Origin of the sequence: Acinetobacter sp. ANC 4173 (assembly GCF_004331255.1) — a bacterium.
Classification (GTDB): Bacteria; Pseudomonadota; Gammaproteobacteria; order Pseudomonadales; family Moraxellaceae; genus Acinetobacter.
Genome location: NZ_SJOF01000004.1, coordinates 162,328 through 179,889 on the forward strand (window position 1 = coordinate 162,328; position 17,562 = coordinate 179,889).

The 17,562-nt window shown below is 40.7% G+C and carries 14 protein-coding genes; 3 read left to right on the forward strand and 11 right to left on the reverse strand.

Annotated elements, in window-relative coordinates; translation table 11 throughout:
- Nucleotides 1-144: 144 nt before the first annotated feature.
- Complete coding sequence (locus tag E0H94_RS07095) at nt 145-1,260, reverse strand: beta-ketoacyl-ACP synthase III (RefSeq protein ID WP_131325758.1); 1,116 nt, start codon at nt 1,258-1,260, stop codon at nt 145-147.
- A gap of 30 nt (nt 1,261-1,290) precedes the next feature.
- Nucleotides 1,291-5,217 (reverse strand): ATP-dependent RNA helicase HrpA, encoded by a 3,927-nt coding sequence (gene hrpA, locus E0H94_RS07100; RefSeq protein ID WP_131325851.1) that lies wholly within the window; start codon nt 5,215-5,217, stop codon nt 1,291-1,293.
- Between the two features lie 504 nt (nt 5,218-5,721).
- Here hrpA and ahpC point away from each other — a divergent pair.
- Both ahpC and E0H94_RS07110 read left to right on the forward strand, forming a co-directional pair.
- Nucleotides 5,722-6,285 carry an alkyl hydroperoxide reductase subunit C gene (gene ahpC, locus E0H94_RS07105; RefSeq protein WP_116761693.1) on the forward strand — a complete coding sequence of 188 codons (564 nt, stop codon included), beginning with the start codon at nt 5,722-5,724 and terminating at the stop codon, nt 6,283-6,285.
- Between the two features lie 198 nt (nt 6,286-6,483).
- Nucleotides 6,484-6,690, forward strand: a complete 207-nt coding sequence (locus E0H94_RS07110) for a KTSC domain-containing protein (protein ID WP_016167443.1) — start codon at nt 6,484-6,486, stop codon at nt 6,688-6,690.
- A gap of 58 nt (nt 6,691-6,748) precedes the next feature.
- On the opposite strand, the gene E0H94_RS07115 is transcribed toward E0H94_RS07110, so the two are convergent.
- The 4 genes from E0H94_RS07115 to E0H94_RS07130 all read right to left on the reverse strand — a co-directional run bounded on the left by E0H94_RS07115 (nt 6,749) and on the right by E0H94_RS07130 (nt 9,991).
- Nucleotides 6,749-7,351, reverse strand: a complete 603-nt coding sequence (locus E0H94_RS07115; protein ID WP_131325759.1) for an O-methyltransferase — start codon at nt 7,349-7,351, stop codon at nt 6,749-6,751.
- A 63-nt stretch (nt 7,352-7,414) separates the two neighbouring features.
- Nucleotides 7,415-7,636, reverse strand: coding sequence for a DUF1653 domain-containing protein (locus tag E0H94_RS07120; RefSeq protein ID WP_131325760.1), 222 nt, complete (start codon nt 7,634-7,636; stop codon nt 7,415-7,417).
- A gap of 178 nt (nt 7,637-7,814) precedes the next feature.
- A complete protein-coding gene (locus tag E0H94_RS07125; RefSeq protein ID WP_116761701.1) occupies nt 7,815-8,909 on the reverse strand; it encodes a fatty acid desaturase family protein in 1,095 nt (364 codons plus the stop codon).
- A gap of 14 nt (nt 8,910-8,923) precedes the next feature.
- Entirely contained in the window at nt 8,924-9,991 is a 1,068-nt protein-coding gene (locus tag E0H94_RS07130; protein WP_131325761.1) for a ferredoxin reductase, read from the reverse strand.
- Nucleotides 9,992-10,129: 138 nt separating this feature from the next.
- Between E0H94_RS07130 and fabR the strand changes: the two genes are divergently transcribed.
- Nucleotides 10,130-10,825, forward strand: a complete 696-nt coding sequence (gene fabR / locus E0H94_RS07135; RefSeq protein ID WP_131325762.1) for an HTH-type transcriptional repressor FabR — start codon at nt 10,130-10,132, stop codon at nt 10,823-10,825.
- A 75-nt stretch (nt 10,826-10,900) separates the two neighbouring features.
- Here fabR and rapA read toward each other — a convergent pair whose 3' ends face one another.
- The 5 genes from rapA to thiE all read right to left on the reverse strand — a co-directional run bounded on the left by rapA (nt 10,901) and on the right by thiE (nt 17,553).
- Nucleotides 10,901-13,738 (reverse strand): RNA polymerase-associated protein RapA, encoded by a 2,838-nt coding sequence (gene rapA / locus E0H94_RS07140; RefSeq protein WP_131325763.1) that lies wholly within the window; start codon nt 13,736-13,738, stop codon nt 10,901-10,903.
- Nucleotides 13,739-13,882: 144 nt separating this feature from the next.
- The gene (locus tag E0H94_RS07145; protein ID WP_116761709.1) at nt 13,883-14,524 is read right to left on the reverse strand and encodes an RluA family pseudouridine synthase; all 642 of its coding nucleotides are present in this window, start codon (nt 14,522-14,524) and stop codon (nt 13,883-13,885) included.
- Nucleotides 14,525-15,106: 582 nt separating this feature from the next.
- Nucleotides 15,107-15,526, reverse strand: coding sequence for a GlcG/HbpS family heme-binding protein (locus E0H94_RS07150; protein WP_131325764.1), 420 nt, complete (start codon nt 15,524-15,526; stop codon nt 15,107-15,109).
- A gap of 63 nt (nt 15,527-15,589) precedes the next feature.
- Entirely contained in the window at nt 15,590-16,891 is a 1,302-nt protein-coding gene (gene hemL, locus E0H94_RS07155; protein ID WP_131325765.1) for a glutamate-1-semialdehyde 2,1-aminomutase, read from the reverse strand.
- Nucleotides 16,892-16,932: 41 nt separating this feature from the next.
- Entirely contained in the window at nt 16,933-17,553 is a 621-nt protein-coding gene (gene thiE / locus E0H94_RS07160; RefSeq protein WP_131325766.1) for a thiamine phosphate synthase, read from the reverse strand.
- Nucleotides 17,554-17,562 lie beyond the last annotated feature (9 nt).

A 17,562-nucleotide genomic window follows, 5' to 3' on the forward strand; every position in this document is an offset into this window, starting at 1 on the left:
ATTTAAAATAGAAATTACTGCTTTCTATTTTAATTCAACATAAAAAAACATCCCCTCATCATTCAAGCCCATAGCCCTGAATATGAGAGGATGTTTTCGAGTCTATAACGCCAAGCCCAAAATACAAGCTTAGATACTATAAGCTTAAGCGACGTGCTTTTGAACCAAAATTGATCCTACAGAGTAACCCGCACCGAACGAACACAGTACACCATATTCACCATCATTCACTTCGTGCGCAGAACGATGTAATGCAATAATGACACCCGCAGAAGAAGTATTGGCAAACTCATCGAGAATAATAGGAACTAAACTTGGATCCGCTTCAGCTGCTTCTTTACCCACAACTAATTTCAAAATCAGTTCATTCATGTTGACATTGGCTTGGTGTAACCAAAAACGCTTCACTTGGCTTGGCAAGATGTTGTTCTTTTCCAACTGAGCCGTAATCATTTTTGCCACTAACGGACAAACTTCTTTAAACACTTTACGACCATCTTGACGGAATTGCTTGTCATCACGTGAAGTGAGTTCAGAAGCATTTAAGAAGCCAAAGTTATTACGAATGTTGTTGGAAAATTGCGTAAATAAGTTGGTATCTAAAATTTCAAAGCCTGTTTTTGTCTCTGTGTTCTCAATGATTGAAGCCGTTGCAACATCACCAAAAATAAAGTGACAATCGCGTGAACGGTAGTCGGTATGACCTGAGGTTAACTCAACGTTTACTAACAACACACGGCGCGCACCCGACTTAATGGCATCATAGGCTTGTTTTAAACCAAAAGTTGCTGCAGAACATGCCACATTCATGTCATAAGCATAACCTTGAATACCCAATGCCGTCTGAATTTCAATCGCAACAGCCGGATAAGCACGTTGCAAGTTTGAACATGCCAAAATTACGACATCAATATCTTCCGCAGTCACACCTGCATTTTGCATAGCTTGCTTTGCGGCAATCACGCCCCACTCAGCCTGAATGGATAGCTCATCATCGCTACGCTCAGCTAAACGTGGGCGTAAACGGTTTGGATCTAAGACACCCGTTTTTTCAGCCACATAACGGCGCTTTACACCAGAGGCCTTTTCAATAAATTCAGCACTAGAACCACGACGTTCTTCTAACTCGCCTGCTGCAATTTGCTCAGCATGGTCAAGGTTATACTGTTCCACATAAGCATTTAGGCTTTCAACTAGCTCTTCATTGGTAATGACGTGTTCTGGGTGGAACAAGCCTGTACCTGTAATACGAATGCCCATGTAAAACTCCTACTCTAAATTCGTTCAATTTTAACCAATATCAAGACATTCCCATAGTTTTTGTAACCGTGTCGCAGAAATAGGCATCTTGGTTTTCATCGGTTGAGAAAACAACGAAATACGCAACTCTTCGATCATGAAATACAATTCTTTTAAACGAACGTCATTTTTATATTGAAATAATTTATCCATCCACGGATCAATTTGCCCAATGGCAGCAACATCTCGCTGTAGATTATTGGGCAAGCGGTCCAAACGCAATAGCAACGCGGCCAAATATCGTGGATACTCAGTCCACACATCTACAGATTTGCTATAGACAAAATTCGCCAACTGCATTAAGTCTAACTGATCTTCAATATCATCCATGCTACGGCCAAAAACGTCAGCATCCAGCATTAATAATTTCTGGCGAATACTTTGCCACTGAATAAAAATATCACTCATCATTTTTAACGCCTGTTGACCGTGCGTTAAAAAGTTTTGTTTAACCTTCAGCAGTAATTGCTGAAATTCAGTCTGATTAATGGGTAATTCTGTAATGGCTAATTGTAGCGTGGCGTAGACTAACATCTGTTCCAGTTTTGCCTTGTCGCCTAGTGGTGAATAGGCCAGCGCCATCGGCTTGGAAATTTGCTTTTTCAATTGACGAACCAAGTCCCCCAATTGTAAGTGCATCAGATGAATAATTCCCTCACGATGTTGCTTAATCGCTTCATTCTGATCATTAAAGGTCTGTATCACAATGCCGGAAGTATCTTTAGCATCTAAATTTGCAAAAACTTTAACAGGAACCAGTGCTTGATATTGTTTGACCACAACCCCTGTGACTTTATGCGAAGCTTCAAACACAAAATCTTCAGGGAAAGTTAGGAACTGTCCTTTGGCTTGCTTGACGGGACTATGGGTTTCAGTACGGCAACGTGCTTTTAATTCAGCTAAATTGCGCCCCTTCTCAATCACACGCCCTTTTTCATCAATCACTTTAATGAAAGGCAGCAAATATTGATCAATTTTTTCAAAAGAAAAATCTTTTTCAGCAATCTGCTCGCCACGGAGTTGAAAGGCCAAGAAGCTAAATAAATGCTCGCGTAAGTGTACCGCATCTATCCGCTGCATTAATTTTTTTGCAGTATCAGGAATCGGGACTAAATTACGACGCTTATCTTTCGGCAACGCTTTTAATAAGGCCTCAATTAAGTCTTGTCGCCAACCTGGAATTCCCCAAGACCAAATGTTTTCATCGACCTGTGCTAAAGCCTGCACAGGTATTTTAACCGTAGCCCCATCTTCATCATGGCTTGGGTCAAAACGATAACTCGCGGCTAAACGCAACTCACCATTATGCAAATAATCTGGGAACTGTTGTGTCGTTGGACGATCATTCAGCCATAGCGCATCGTCTTCTACATACAAGAAACGTGGCTGTGTTGGCTCAATGGTGGCACGCCAATCTTCAAAACTACGACGACTGGCAATTTCAACGGGGATTTTTGCCGCATAAAACTGGTAGATGGTTTCTTCATCTACCACTAAGTCACGTCGACGCAATTTGTCTTCGACCCGTTCTACTTCTTCCAGTTTTAATAAATTATGTTTTAAAAATGGTGGAAGTATGCCCAAATTACCTGTGGTTAAAGCATCTCTCAGGAAAATTTCATGCGCTGCAAGATGATCAACCTTTTCATAATTAATCATCCGTTTTGGCTCAATAATCAAACCAAACAATGAAATCTGCGCATAGGCATTTACAATACCGGCTTTCTTCGACCAATGCGGTTCAAAATAATGATATTTCAGCAAATCCCGAGCTGCCAAAAGAATCCATTCTGGTTCAATTTTAGCCAAGGTGCGCAAATAAACCTGTGAGGTTTCCACCATCTCAAACGCCATAATCCACGGCGTATTGCTCTTATGCAAAGTTGAAGCAGGAAATACGCGTGCCTTCTGTTGGCGGACGGCCATAAAGACATTACGTTCATCAGTTTTATTGGCAATAAACGATAAGAGACCCGTTAATAAAGCACGATGCAGGTTTTCATAACTGGCTTTTTTATCATTAAAGGAAAGATTCAGACCTTTCGCTAAATCCAGTAATTGCTCATGGGTTTTTTTCCACTCACGTAAACGTAACCAACTCAAAAAATGCTGATGAGCAAAAGTACGACGCTTGTTCTCACTCATTGACTCAACAGGATCATGAATCGCTTCCCACAACTTCAAATAAAACAGGAAGTCAGAGTCCGCTTCACGGAATAAAGCATGTTTTTGATCTGCCTGCATTTGCTTATCCGCAGGGCGCTCACGAGGATCTTGTACCGCCAAAGCGGCCACAATAATCAGCACTTCATTTAAAACGCCAAAATGCGCCCCACCCAAAATCATACGGGCTAAACGTGGGTCAATTGGCATTTTCGCCATCATCTGCCCGACTTTGGTCAATCCATTGCTTTGATTACCTTTTTTTCCACGCGCTGAGTCCTTGGTTTGCTCGACCTTGGTTTCACCCGATTGCACCGCACTCTTTTCAGTCATTGCACCCAGTTCAACCAAGAGCTTACGACCATCATTCACAAGCCTGTGATCTGGTGGTTCAATAAAATCGAAGGCTTCGAGCGAACCTAAATTCAGACTTTGCATTTGCAAAATAACAGAAGCCAAATTGGTGCGTTTAATTTCAGGTTCAGTAAATTCAGGACGGCTTAAAAAATCTTCTTCACTGTATAAACGAATACACACACCCGGTGCGATACGCCCACAACGCCCTTTACGCTGATTGGCTGCCGCCTGTGAAATCGCTTCAATCGGTAACCGCTGCACACGAGAACGGTAGTTATAACGTGAAATACGGGCAAAGCCGCTATCAATCACATAACGAATATTCGGGACAGTCAACGCGGTTTCGGCAACGTTAGTCGCAATAATGATGCGTCGCCCACCACCTGTAGCATTAAAAATCTTTTGTTGATCTGCCAAAGCTAAACGTGCATAAAGCGGTAAAATTTCGGTATGACGTGGACCATACTTTTGCAAAGTTTCTTGTAATTCTCTAATTTCTTGCTCGGTACTGGCAAAAATTAGAATATCGGCATGTTCAGGATGACCTTTTTCTTGTGCATCCTGAAAACATTCTTCTACTGCTTGAACCACGGCACGCGGTAGATTTTCTTCAAAATCATCAAATTCATCATCATCACTCCCACCAATACTCAACTCGGAAATTGGACGATAACGTACTTCGACAGGAAAACTTCGGCCTTCCACTTCAAAAATCGGCGCACCGTAAAAATATTGACTAAAACGCTGCACATCTAAAGTTGCAGAAGTCACAATGACTTTTAAATCAGGACGTTTTGGCAGTAACTGCTTCAAATACCCCATAATAAAATCAATATTCAACGAGCGCTCATGCGCTTCATCAATAATAATCGTATCGTACTTACTTAAATAACGGTCATTGGACAGTTCTGCCAGCAAAATACCATCGGTCATCAAACGTACAATCGAATCTTGCGAACCTTGTTCGTTAAAACGCACCTTAAAGCCGATCGATTCACCCAGCTTTTCACCGACTTCTTCTGCAATACGCTGCGAAACACTACGCGCAGCCAAACGACGTGGCTGGGTATGACCAATCATGCCAGTTAAACCACGCCCTGCCAGCATAGCAATTTGGGGTAACTGTGTGGTTTTTCCTGAACCAGTTTCCCCTGCCACAATAATGACTTGATGCTGTTGAATGGCAGCCATCAATTGTTCAGCAGACTGCGTAACAGGTAGGTCTTGATTCAGTTTAATTTGAGGCAGACGAGCAAAACGCGCACGTACTTTAAGATTAGACTGTTCAAACAGCTCTTGATATTGCTGTGGATCACCATCTTTGCTGCGGCGTAGTCGATTTAAACGATGACGGTCGCGGGCCATAACCCATTGATCGATATTTAAATGACTTTGCACAGATGAGTTATCCCAGTAAAAATTTGAATCGACCATTTTACGCCTTAAGCGGTCATAGAGAAAGCCTCTTCAACGCGATAGCGAATCTGGTCATGAAATTTGATTATATTTCACCCCCATTTCATGCCTTCATATCTAAGGTTAAAACCTGAATATAGAGGTGAACCACAAGTTTATTGCGAGATTGCAAACTTAAATTTGTCAGAAAAATAGGCAACCACATCTATATAAAATATCTTTTTTCAATTTTAGCCTTGAAATTCAAGCCAGATGACTGCATGTTGAATAACGATCTAAATACGACAATTTGATTGTGACGTATTGTCATTTTTTCATCATCAAATTCATTTGTAATAAACGATGATGCTATTGAGTGAAATGGTGTTTAAATTACTCATTCGGTTTTTCCGATGCTTGTGATGTAAAAATACTGTTTCAGCAATAATTAAAAATTCGATATTCTACTTCCAAATTCAAAAACTAACCTTAATCATGGAGACAATGATGAGCTTAATTAATACCGAAGTTAAACCATTTAAAGCACAAGCTTACTTGAACGGTCAGTTCATTGAAGTTACAGAAGCTGACCTTAAAGGCAAATGGTCTGTAGTATTCTTCTATCCAGCAGACTTCACTTTTGTATGCCCAACTGAGCTTGGTGACCTTGCTGACAACTACGCTGAATTCAAAAAATTAGGCGTTGAAATCTATGCAGTTTCTACTGACACGCATTTCACACACAAAGCTTGGCACGATTCTTCTGCTGAAATTAAGAAAATTGAATACCCAATGGTTGGCGACCCAACTTGGACGCTTGCTAAAAACTTCGAAGTATTAATCGAAGCTGCTGGTCTTGCTGACCGTGGTACTTTCGTTATTGATCCTGAAGGCAAAATCCAAATCGTTGAAATCAACGCTGGTGGTATTGGCCGTGATGCTCAAGAACTTCTTCGTAAAGTTAAAGCTGCTCAATACGTTCACGCTCACCCAGGTGAAGTGTGCCCTGCTAAATGGAAAGAAGGCGACGCAACTCTTGCTCCGTCTATCGATCTAGTAGGTAAAATCTAATTTTTTAAATTAGATTGAATCAAAAAAACCACGCCTTATGCGTGGTTTTTTGACAACTAAATTTCATGTAATTTTATTCAGAATATATTTGAAGTCCCTGTAATTTCTGCTATACATTGAACTAAGCCTTTTGTTTTATTTACTTTGAATTAAACAGAAAGGTCCATTGAGTTTATTCACAAATTCAAGGAGGTATGTATGGGAATAATGCTTGCCGTGACTTCTTGGAAATACAATGCGACTTCAAGATACTTAAAGATTTTTTATAATAATGGTTCTGGAGAACTCTACCACCCTGTGCCCCAATTTGTTTACGCCAACATGCTACGTTGTAGTGATAAAGCCGCTTTTGTACACAAATATCTAGAATACGACTTGCACTTCACACGCATTACCATCCAATAAATAACAATAAAAAAATCAGGGTAAACCCTGATTTTTCATATCAATGGTTTGAATGACCTTAAAGATCATAATCTTTAGCAGTAATCACCAATAAGCCTGCACCTAAAGATAAGATAGATAATAAATAGTTACCCTCTTCTTTCACCAATTGTGTGAAAGTCTTCACTTCTTCTGCATGTGAAATGACATTATCGACAATTAAAACTCCGCCCTGTTTAGACAATAACCGTTTTAAATCTGACCAATAGTCCACATAGGCATCACGTTCCGCATCAAGTAGAATCAAATCGTATTTTTCGGTACATTCAGCTAAATATTTTTTGGCATCTCCCACCCAAAACTGTATTGATGAGTCCAAGCCAAATTCTTGTGCAAACTGCTGTGCTTGCTGACTTCGTGCAGCATCAATTTCTAAAGTGGTGAGCTGTCCTTGCGTGACTTGTAAAGCATCTGCCAGCCACAAGGTGGAATAACCTGTCGATGTTCCAATTTCTAAGACTTTCTTGGATTTCTGAATTCGAATCTGCATCGCTAAAAATTGAGCAGAATCAGGTTCAATATTGCGATAACGCTGTAATCGATCTTTTTGAGTGAGATCATGCTTTTTAAACGAAACATATAAATCATTTATTCTTGCTTTAAATTGTTGACTCATACTCATCGAGACATTCCATTCTTAAATTGGCTATACGTTAAATTTCATTTTTTATTTCATGTGGTCTATTCATATAGCAGTTTTTTGTATCAAGTGAAAACGAGGACCCGTTTTCCCATCTTCTAAAGTCACTTGCTCAGTAAACATACTCAAAGGACGTACCCATAAAGAGTAATCGCCATATAAGCATTGATAAACCACCAATTTTTCTTCTGTTTCACTATGCGTTGCGACAGAAAACACCTGATACAACTGACCTTTATAATGTTGATAAATACCGCGTTCTAACATCGCTGGACTCTACAATAATCTGTGATGTCTCATGCTAAATCATTCAATCTGATTTGGAAATTGAATCTGTTGAAGTTATTGTATTTTGATCCTTATAAAGTCCAAACACGATCAGTAAAAGACTCCAGATTAGGTGCATAAAAAAACCACTTCCGAGGAAGTGGTTAAGGATGTGCAATTATTTCTTGAATGGGAAAGCATATTTCACGATACGTTTAATCACGCTGCCGTATTGCTTCACCAAACTGGCATTGTTGTAATTCAAACCATATTTCTCGCACACTGCTTGTACTTTTGGTGCCATTTTACGGTAACGACGCGCAGGTACATCTGGGTACAAGTGATGTTCGATTTGATGACTTAAATGCCCAGTCAAAATATGGAATGCTTCTGAACCCGTCAAGTTTGAAGACCCACGAATTTGACGCATATACCAGTGACCACGACTTTCATTTTGCAATACTGTTTTCGGGAACACTTCAACATCTTTGGTAAAGTGACCGCAGAAAATCACACTAAAAGTCCAGATATTACGAATCCCGTTTGCCACAAGGTTCCCTGTAAATACAGGCAATGCTGCTGGACCTGCAATCAATGGGAAGAATACATAATCCTTGAACAATTGCTTGCCAATTTTGCGTTGTAGCGGTTTCCACTCTTCTTTCAGTTCTTGTTTAGATTTGCGACCAAACCACACTTTACCAATTTCAAGATTCTGAATGGCCACGCCCCATTGGAACAACAAGCAAAATGGAATGCTATACAAAGGCTGTAATAAAAAGCCTGGTTTCCAACGTTGTTCTGGGAATAAACGCAGCAAACCGTAACCAATATCATCATCCATACCTTTAATATTGGTATAGGTATGATGTTTATAATTATGGGTTTGACGCCAGTTGTCAGCGGTTCCAACAATGTCCCACTCGTAGTTTTGACCACTAAATTTAGGATCATTCATCCAGTCATATTGACCGTGCATGACATTGTGCCCTAATTCCATATTTTCCATGATTTTGGCAAAGCCCAATAAGCCTGTGCCCAAAATCCATGCTGGTGGGAACCAACCTGCAAATAAGCAGGCACGGCCAGCAATTGAAGCATACTGTACCGTTGAATAAACACGGCGGATATATTTGGCATCTTTTTCGCCAATATCATCCAAGACTTCTTGTTTAATCGCGTCTAATTCACGCGCCAATTCATCTAACTCAAATTGAGTAAGTTCACGATTTTTTGGGTTCTTAAAATATTGTGCTTTTACTGGCATATTCATAATATTGAACTCTCTTATAAATCAATCACAAGATCTGTTTTGGCAGAACTTACACACAGTTTTAATGGATTACTTGGCTCGCTATTCTGTTGACCATTCAGCATGTCTTGGGTTGAGCCTTGTACTTTATTACATACGCATTTATGGCAAACACCCATACGGCAACCATAAGTCGGTTTCACGTTGGCATGTTCCAATCCCACCAAAATGGATTGTCCGCGTGGAATTGCAACCACTTTATTGGATTTGCTTAAAGTCACATTCACAAAGCCCGTATCATCATTTGCTACAGGTGTCATGCTAAAGGCTTCGCTTTGGAACAGTTGTGCTTGAGCAAACAATTGCTCTGCTTGCTGTACAAAACCTGAAGGACCACAGGCATACACGATTGACTGATCAATGTCTGTCAATGCATCCACCTGAGCCGCATTTAAGCGTGCATCTGCATTTTCTTCTTGGGTATAAAACACGTGAAAAGAAAATTGCGGATATTGCTTTGCCCACTGTTCAAAATATGATTTGAATGCGAAATCTGCATAATGTTTCACCCAATACATCACATGCACTTTACGCTCAGGTAATTGCTCTGACTGCATTAAAGCAGTCAATAAGCTGTACATTGGGGTAATGCCACTACCTGCGGCCAACAAAATCATCGGTTGATTTTGTTTAGGCAACAACATATCGCCATAAGGCTGACCAAATTCAAGAACATCACCAATTTGAGCTTGGTTGATCAACCAGTTACTGACTTTGCCTTGTTCTACTTTTTTAACCGTGAGCAATACATGCTGGGCATCAATCTGAGTCAAACTGTAGGTACGCTCATAACGCGCACCTTGAACATCTACCATGACAGGATGATGCTGACCCGCTTGACCCATTTTGAAATGACGGTTGACTTCAATCGTCAAACTTACCATCTCTTCAGTAGTATTGTCCTTTTGAACAATCTTACCTAGAGCTTGATCAACCGACCAAAGTGGATTGACCTTTTGCAACCAAAAATTCAAAGAGTGTTGATCTACAACACTTTCGACTAAAAAATTAAGGGGAGAATTTGATTTTTTTAGCATGAACATCTTTAAGACCACGCAATTGACTTTTAATTATTATACACATGTATATATATTTGTATATATATTCGTATTTTTTTATTCATTTCCCATCACAAGCAGTAAAGGCTATAATGTAAAAAAGCATTTAATCTATTGAAAAATATGAACCAGCCTTCGATCAAAACAAAACACGATACTACGACTCATGACCTTAGTTCGGCACATGAACCAGTTGTGGTACGTTCTGTCGGTCGTAAAGCTACCATTACGAAAGATGAATTATTCCAAGCAGCACTCAAACTGATTGGACCGCAAAAAAGCATTGCCTCTTTAAGTCTACGTGAAGTTGCACGTGAAGCAGGTATTGCACCTAATAGTTTTTATCGACATTTCAAAGATATAGATGAGCTTGCCATTGAACTGATAGACCGTTCAGGGAACGTATTACGTCAGATTCTGCACGAAGCACGTTTACAAGCGATCAAGCAAAGCAGCATTATTCGTAGTTCGGTTGAAGTGTTTATTGAGCAGTTGAATACCGATGAAGGCAATTTAAGTCTGCTATTACGTGAAGGTTATACAGGCTCTGCCTCGTATAAACTTGCAGTAGATCGACAGCTCAATTATTTCCAGCAAGAACTGAAAGATGACTTGATCCGCCTAGAACGTCTCAATCACAGCAAAATGGCACACCCTGACTTAGCAGCCAAAGCCATTACTCAACTGGTATTTAACATGGGAGCCAAAGTCATTGATTTACCGAATGAAGAGCGTAAAGCAATGGCAGAGCAAACCATGATTATGATTCGTATGATTTTGGAAGGTGCGCGTCATTTGGATGAATCACAAATTCATTAAATACACCAGCAGTTAAAATTCCCAATAAAAAAGCACCGTCAGGTGCTTTTTTATTGGCTAAATCGAAGTTAAACCTTATGGTTTAACCACAACCAATACTTGAATGGCGTCTGGAGTTACAGATAAACCATCCAATAAAGCAATGCCTTCTTTTTGCAATTTTTGCAAGCGTGTAATTTCATCTTCGCGAATACTTGGATTAAATTGCTTCAAGTAGCTTAAGCGGTCAATTTCATATTGCCATTTTCCACCATAAATTTCTTTGGCTTGCTGCTTCATTTCTGGCAAAGCAGTTTTGGCAATATTCAAGGCTTGTTGATAACGTTCTTCAATCACATCACGACGTGCTTTCACCACTTGACGGCAGCTGTTGCTGTCTAAATGATGTAAATACGGCTTAAGGATGCTTGGCTCGATCTTCATCGACAAATCTTGCCCAGTTTCACTGAGTAATACGCGAATCAATTGTTGTGGCAAGCTTGATGGCAAGTTCAATGCTTTCGGTGCAATTACATCGACCTTGAACCAAACTTCTAACAGAATTGAACCTTGTTTTAATGCATTTGACTTTAAAATCGCAACATTGGTACTACCAAAGGCCTGCGTATTGATCATTTCCATCACACTTTCAGTGAATGGATGCTCCAAAGTCAAATATTGTGCATCTTCACGGACTTGGGCTTGATCTCGATAGAACGTCGCAGTCATTCCGTCTTCGTCCAAGGTTAAGCCCTGAACTTGCATTTGATCTGTCGGTTTAATAATAACCGTACCATTGCTTTGCTCATCAAAATCAATGTTGGTTGAAGCCATAAAGCGCTTCATAAACATTGGCAAAGTGGTATTGTCATCATAATCTTCAAGTGCTTGCACAATTTCTTGTGCCACAATCGGACGGCATGAATTGTATTCAAGTAGGCGGTCACGCCCTGCTTGTAGTTCCGCTTCTAATGCTTCACGTTGTACACTGACTTCTTCAAGCAAATCTTCGAACTGTTGACCCATATCTGCAAGCAAACAGTCTTTTAAATGAACAATAAAGTTTTCTTGTAGCGTTTGTGCCGTCGGCGAAATATTACTAAAAATATTCAGCGCTTCGTTATACCAACGGAACATACGCTCTTGCGCAGTACCTTCTAGGTATGGCACATGGATTTGAATACGGTTTTCTTGACCAATACGGTCTAAACGACCAATACGCTGCTCTAATACGTCGGGGTTGGCAGGTAAGTCAAATAAAACCAAGTCCGATGCAAATTGGAAATTACGACCTTCTGAACCAATTTCAGAACAGAGTAAAATCTGTGCACCATAAGAATCTTCAGCAAAATAAGCTGCCGCTTGGTCACGCTCAAGCAAACTCATGCCTTCGTGGAACATGGCAGTACGAATGCCCGCATGTAAACGCAACGCATTTTCCAAAGCTTCGACTACAGGACCGCTACGCGCAATCAACAACACTTTTTTGTGTTTTAACTGGGTACGTAGCATTTCCATGAGCCAGCCCACACGTGGGTCGAATTCCATCCAAGCACCATCAAGCTGTGCTTCTTCAGGCCACATTTGCTCACGCAATTTGCCATCTTTAGACCAGTTTTCTGGTGCTGGAAGTGGTGCAGGTTGACAATCACGTCCCGGGAAACCTTGAATGGCTTCACGGGTATTACGGAATAAAATACGACCTGTACCATGACGGTCAAGTAATTCATGGATTGCACGGAAACGTTGTTCTGGTTCATCGCTAATACGGTGACCCAATAACTGTTCAATTGCCATTAAATGGCTATCTTCTAGAGGTAAATCAGACATCAGCACTTCTGCAATTTTTGCAGTATGTTGATACTTTTCTTCTTCATCCAAGAAGCGCTCTAATGAGCTAAAACGTTGCGGATCGAGCAAGCGTAAACGCGCAAAATGACTTTCAACACCCAGTTGCTCTGGCGTTGCCGTTAACAGTAAGACACCTGGAGTTTGTTCGGCTAGTTCTTCGACCAAATCATAACGATCATTGCCACCTTCTTCCTCATTCCACATTAAGTGATGAGCTTCGTCCACAACCAACAAATCGAAACCAGCTTCTAATGCTTGTTCACGTAAGTCATCATGGTCAATCATCAAGTCAACGCTGGCAATAATGCATTGCTCAGTCAAGAATGGATTGAGTTCAGGGTCGTGTTCTTTAATAGACGCGGTACGTGTTAAATCAAAAATAGAGAAGGCTAAATTGAAACGACGGCGCATTTCAATCATCCACTGATACTGTAATGAATCAGGAACTAAAATCAGAATCCGTTCAGAGCGGCCTGTTTTTAATTGTTGATGGATAATTAAACCCGCTTCAATGGTTTTCCCCAGACCTACTTCATCGGCCAGTAAAACACGCGGTGCAAAACGCTTACCCACTTCATGTGCAATATAAAGTTGATGTGGAATTAAACCTACACGTGCACCAACCAAACCACGTAATGGGCTGCTTTGCATATTGGCTTGCATCAGCATCGCTTCAATACGCAGGTCATACCATTCTTTATAGTCAATTTGGCTTGCCAATAATCGATCTAAAGGCTTAGATAATTGAATTTGAGCGCCAATACGGGTTTCATTCAGGGTTTTACGTTCTTGCGTACCATCTTCTAAGCTACGCACAACAGCATAACGTACTACACCATGATTATGCTCCAATGACTCAACCAGCCATTGCGTTCCTTCCTGATCATGCACTTCATCATTCGTATTAAATACGATACGAGATAAAGGGGCATTGTTTCGGGCATATACTCGCGTTTCGTCGCTTTTTGGGAATAAGATGCTAATCGATCGTTCATCAACGTCAATTAATACCCCTAAGCCAAGCTCTGTTTCTGTGTCAGATAACCAACGTTGACCAATAGCAAACTGCTGCAATTTTTCCACCTTTATCTCAAATGTAGACCAAGAAATAATTGCTCAAAAGAGAATATTATTTGAACAAAAATTCATGGCTTTAAGCAATATATTTTGACATAAAGCTCACTAAAAAAGTGGGCTTATTCGAATCTGAAACGTATTTTTTTCGTCTTAAAACGGTACTGGGCAGTAGAATTCAACTAACTGCTCTGTTTTAGGATGTAGAAAACTTAAACGCTCGGCATGTAGGCACAAGCGATCCAATAACAGTTGCTCTGGCGTGGCATACAACGTATCCCCTACAATAGGATGTCCCAAATATTGCATGTGTACACGAAGCTGATGCGAACGCCCTGTAATCGGTGTTAGTTCTACACGGGTCACAGGCTGACCTTGCATTTCAAAATGTTCGGTCGCCTTCCAATGAGTTAGGGCTGGTTTGTTATGACTTGGGTCAGCAATATGCAACGGAGGACGTGATGGATCATATACCACAGGTACATCTACAGTTCCCTCACCTTGCAAGTGTCCAGCCACCACAGCTTGATAAATTTTTGACGTTTGGCGTTCTTGAAACTGACGTGAAATTCGGTTTTGTCCGAATTTAGAAAGTGCAAAGACCAAAATACCCGAGGTATCTCGATCTAGACGATGAATCAACAAGGTTCTCGGCTCCTCTTGGAGCAACCGATTAATCACACAGTCTTGTAAGTCAGCCGTTTTTCCTGGGACTGTAAGAATCCCCGCGGGTTTATGGATTACCATAAAATCCTCATCACGGTGGATCAGATGTTCATTCAGAAATTGACTCAAGAGATATTCCAAGCTGACTGTGCAAACAAGCGGGCAATAATAAGAAGCTCCTTTATAAATTACAATGCAAAAATCGACAAAAGTCAGCGTTTTTTACGATTTTATCCAAAAAAGTTCGATTTCACTCACATTCAGAATTATGAGCCCTGCACTGAATCATTTTTCTGACAGTTATGCTTTGCTTCACAGCTTGATGATGAATATGGACATAATTGGCACGACATAATTTACCTAAACGCACCACCATCATAAAATCAACAACATAGGCTTTTAAATCCTGTGCCAAATCTCACGCAAAATTGCTCTCAATACACATCTACGTACTCATTCAATCAGTCGATTCTAAAGCTTTGATCTCCAATAGTTTTAAGCAAGTATATTCACTCTAACTCTCAAATGGGAACATCCTGTGCTTTAGCATTGTGAATTCAACGCTGTCTCTTTAATCGCTACTTTAATATTTACCTCACCAAGAATGCTTGACTAAAAAGAATCGATGACCAAAAAATTTGATGTAAAGTACAGCGTTCATTCCTCTTAAAAAAATTCAAGTCGAATCATTTAGGGGAATGCTGAGAAAGCTTAAAGCTGAACCTGTGCCAAAAATTGCTCAAAGGCATATTGAGCAATTTCTGCATCCTGAAATGCTTTAACACCTGAAATTCCTATCGCCCCAATGAGTTCCCCTTGATATAAAATGGGTTCTCCCCCTTCAAGCATTCCCGTAAGGCTCTCCACCGTTAAAAATCCGTCTTGTCCATTACGAATTAAATCTTCAAACAATTTGGTCGGACGTTTACTGATGGCCGAACATTGTGCTTTTTCATGGCACAATCGCGCAGTCATTGGAGATGCTCCATCCATACGCTTCATACTCAACAAACAGCCTGTTTCATCAACGACCGCGATACTCACCGCAAAACCATGTTGTAAGGCATACACATGGGCTGCATTTAAGATCAATTCAGCATCAGCCAACTCTAAACAATATTTGGTTTTCATCAATTTTCCTTACATAAAAAAGCCTGCAACATAGTCACAGGCTTTTTGAACGATCACTGCGTCTTATGCTTTCATTTCAGCAAAGGTTTCTTTTGCAGCCTGAATAGTAAATGCAATATCTTCATCGCTATGCGCACTTGAAATGAAGCCTGCTTCAAATGCCGATGGCGCCAAGTTCACACCACGGTCTAACATACCATGGAAAAATTTACGGAATGCAGCAATATCACATTTCAGCATTGAATCAAAACTAGTGATGTCTTCTTGATCGGTAAAGTAAAGACCAAACATAGCACCCGCTTGTTGAGTTTTGAAAGGAATACCGGCAGCATCAGCTTCTTGCTGTAATCCCGCCAAAAGCTTTTCTAACTGAGCTGTTAAGTTTTCATAGAAACCAGGTTGGCGTAAATGTTTGAACATTTCAATGCCTGCACGCATTGCGAGTGGATTACCCGACAATGTACCCGCTTGGTACACTTTACCTAAAGGGGCAATACATTGCATGACTTCGCGTTTACCGCCAAAAGCACCAACGGGTAAACCTGCACCAATAATTTTACCTAAAGTGGTTAAATCTGGTGTTACGCCATAATGCGCCTGTGCACCACCTAAACCAACACGGAAACCCGTCATTACTTCATCAATAATGAACACAGAACCATGTTCATCACAGACTTCACGAATGGCTTGTAAGAAACCTTCAACAGGTTTTACCAAGTTCATGTTGCCCGCTACAGGTTCTACAATTACACCCGCAATTTCAGCACCAAATTTAGCAAAACACTCTTTTAAGGTTGCAATGTCGTTATACGGTAAGGTTAAGGTATGTTTGGCAAAATCGGCAGGGACACCCGCAGAAGTTGCTTCTCCTTCACCTGTCGTTAATAAGCCTGAACCCGCTTTTACCAATAATGAGTCAGAATGACCATGGTAACAGCCTTCAAATTTTACAATTTTGTCACGGCCTGTATAACCACGTGCCAAACGAATCGCCGTCATGGTTGCTTCAGTACCTGAGTTGGTCATACGCACCATTTCAATCGATGGCATAATTTCACAAATCACATCAGCCAAAGTGGTTTCATGTACTGTTGGTGCACCAAAACTCAAACCATCCACCGCAGCTTCTTGAACTGCTTTAATAATGGCTGGATGTGCATGTCCAAGAATCATTGGCCCCCAAGAACCAACATAATCCACATAACGCTTACCATCCACATCAAACAAATAAGCCCCTTGCGCTTTTTCAATAAAGATGGGTGTCCCCCCCACACTATTAAATGCACGTACAGGCGAATTCACACCACCTGGAATATGTTTACTGGCTTGTTTAAATAGTTGTTCTTGCTTTGGAGATAAGCTCATGAATTTACTCAACCTAAATAGAAAATAATCGACTTACAACATTATGCAGTTTTAGCAAATAACTGTGCCCATGCATGCACACGGGATGGGATGTCAGCTACATTCAGCGCTAATATATCACTAATTACTGCGCAAAGGTCCGCACCTTTGGTGATCACAAGCCCTGAATTTTCAACGCTTAAACCACCAATTGCACAAATAGGCACTGCAAATTTCTGCCTCGCCTGAGCAATCACTTCAATCCCCACATTCCCTGCTTCTGGCTTGGTTGCAGTTGCATAGACGGCACCAAATGCCACATAAGTCGCACCTTCCGAAATCGCCTTTTCTGCTAAGGCTAAAGAATTTAAACAGGTACGGCCAATAATTACCCCTTGTGGCAAACGAGCAACTGCATCAGCAATTTCACCATCATCCTGCCCTAAATGCACACCCAATCCGTATTGTTGTGCAAGAGCCAAATCATCATTAATCACAAAAGGCACAGCATACTGCTCGCATACTGCTTTAATTTGCTCTACTTCTACTGGCTGATCCGCCTGACTTATTTTTTTACGGCGATATTGAAGAATTGCAATCTGTCCAGTTGCCAAAGCTGCGTGTAATTTTTCTAGCAATACATTTAACGGATCATCATTGGTAATGAGGTATAAACCACGCATAAAAACGCC

What these genes read in the sequence shown, in the direction of transcription:
- E0H94_RS07150 (WP_131325764.1), bottom strand. Translation starts at nt 15,526, where the DNA reads ATGAAAACCAAATATTGTTTAGAGTTGGCTGATGCTGAATTGATCTTA.
- E0H94_RS07130 (WP_131325761.1), bottom strand. Translation starts at nt 9,991, where the DNA reads ATGTTCATGCTAAAAAAATCAAATTCTCCCCTTAATTTTTTAGTCGAA.
- E0H94_RS07125 (WP_116761701.1), bottom strand. Translation starts at nt 8,909, where the DNA reads ATGAATATGCCAGTAAAAGCACAATATTTTAAGAACCCAAAAAATCGT.
- fabR (WP_131325762.1), top strand. Translation starts at nt 10,130, where the DNA reads ATGAACCAGCCTTCGATCAAAACAAAACACGATACTACGACTCATGAC.
- hemL (WP_131325765.1), bottom strand. Translation starts at nt 16,891, where the DNA reads ATGAGCTTATCTCCAAAGCAAGAACAACTATTTAAACAAGCCAGTAAA.
- ahpC (WP_116761693.1), top strand. Translation starts at nt 5,722, where the DNA reads ATGAGCTTAATTAATACCGAAGTTAAACCATTTAAAGCACAAGCTTAC.
- E0H94_RS07115 (WP_131325759.1), bottom strand. Translation starts at nt 7,351, where the DNA reads ATGAGTATGAGTCAACAATTTAAAGCAAGAATAAATGATTTATATGTT.
- E0H94_RS07110 (WP_016167443.1), top strand. Translation starts at nt 6,484, where the DNA reads ATGGGAATAATGCTTGCCGTGACTTCTTGGAAATACAATGCGACTTCA.
- thiE (WP_131325766.1), bottom strand. Translation starts at nt 17,553, where the DNA reads ATGCGTGGTTTATACCTCATTACCAATGATGATCCGTTAAATGTATTG.
- E0H94_RS07120 (WP_131325760.1), bottom strand. Translation starts at nt 7,636, where the DNA reads ATGTTAGAACGCGGTATTTATCAACATTATAAAGGTCAGTTGTATCAG.
- E0H94_RS07095 (WP_131325758.1), bottom strand. Translation starts at nt 1,260, where the DNA reads ATGGGCATTCGTATTACAGGTACAGGCTTGTTCCACCCAGAACACGTC.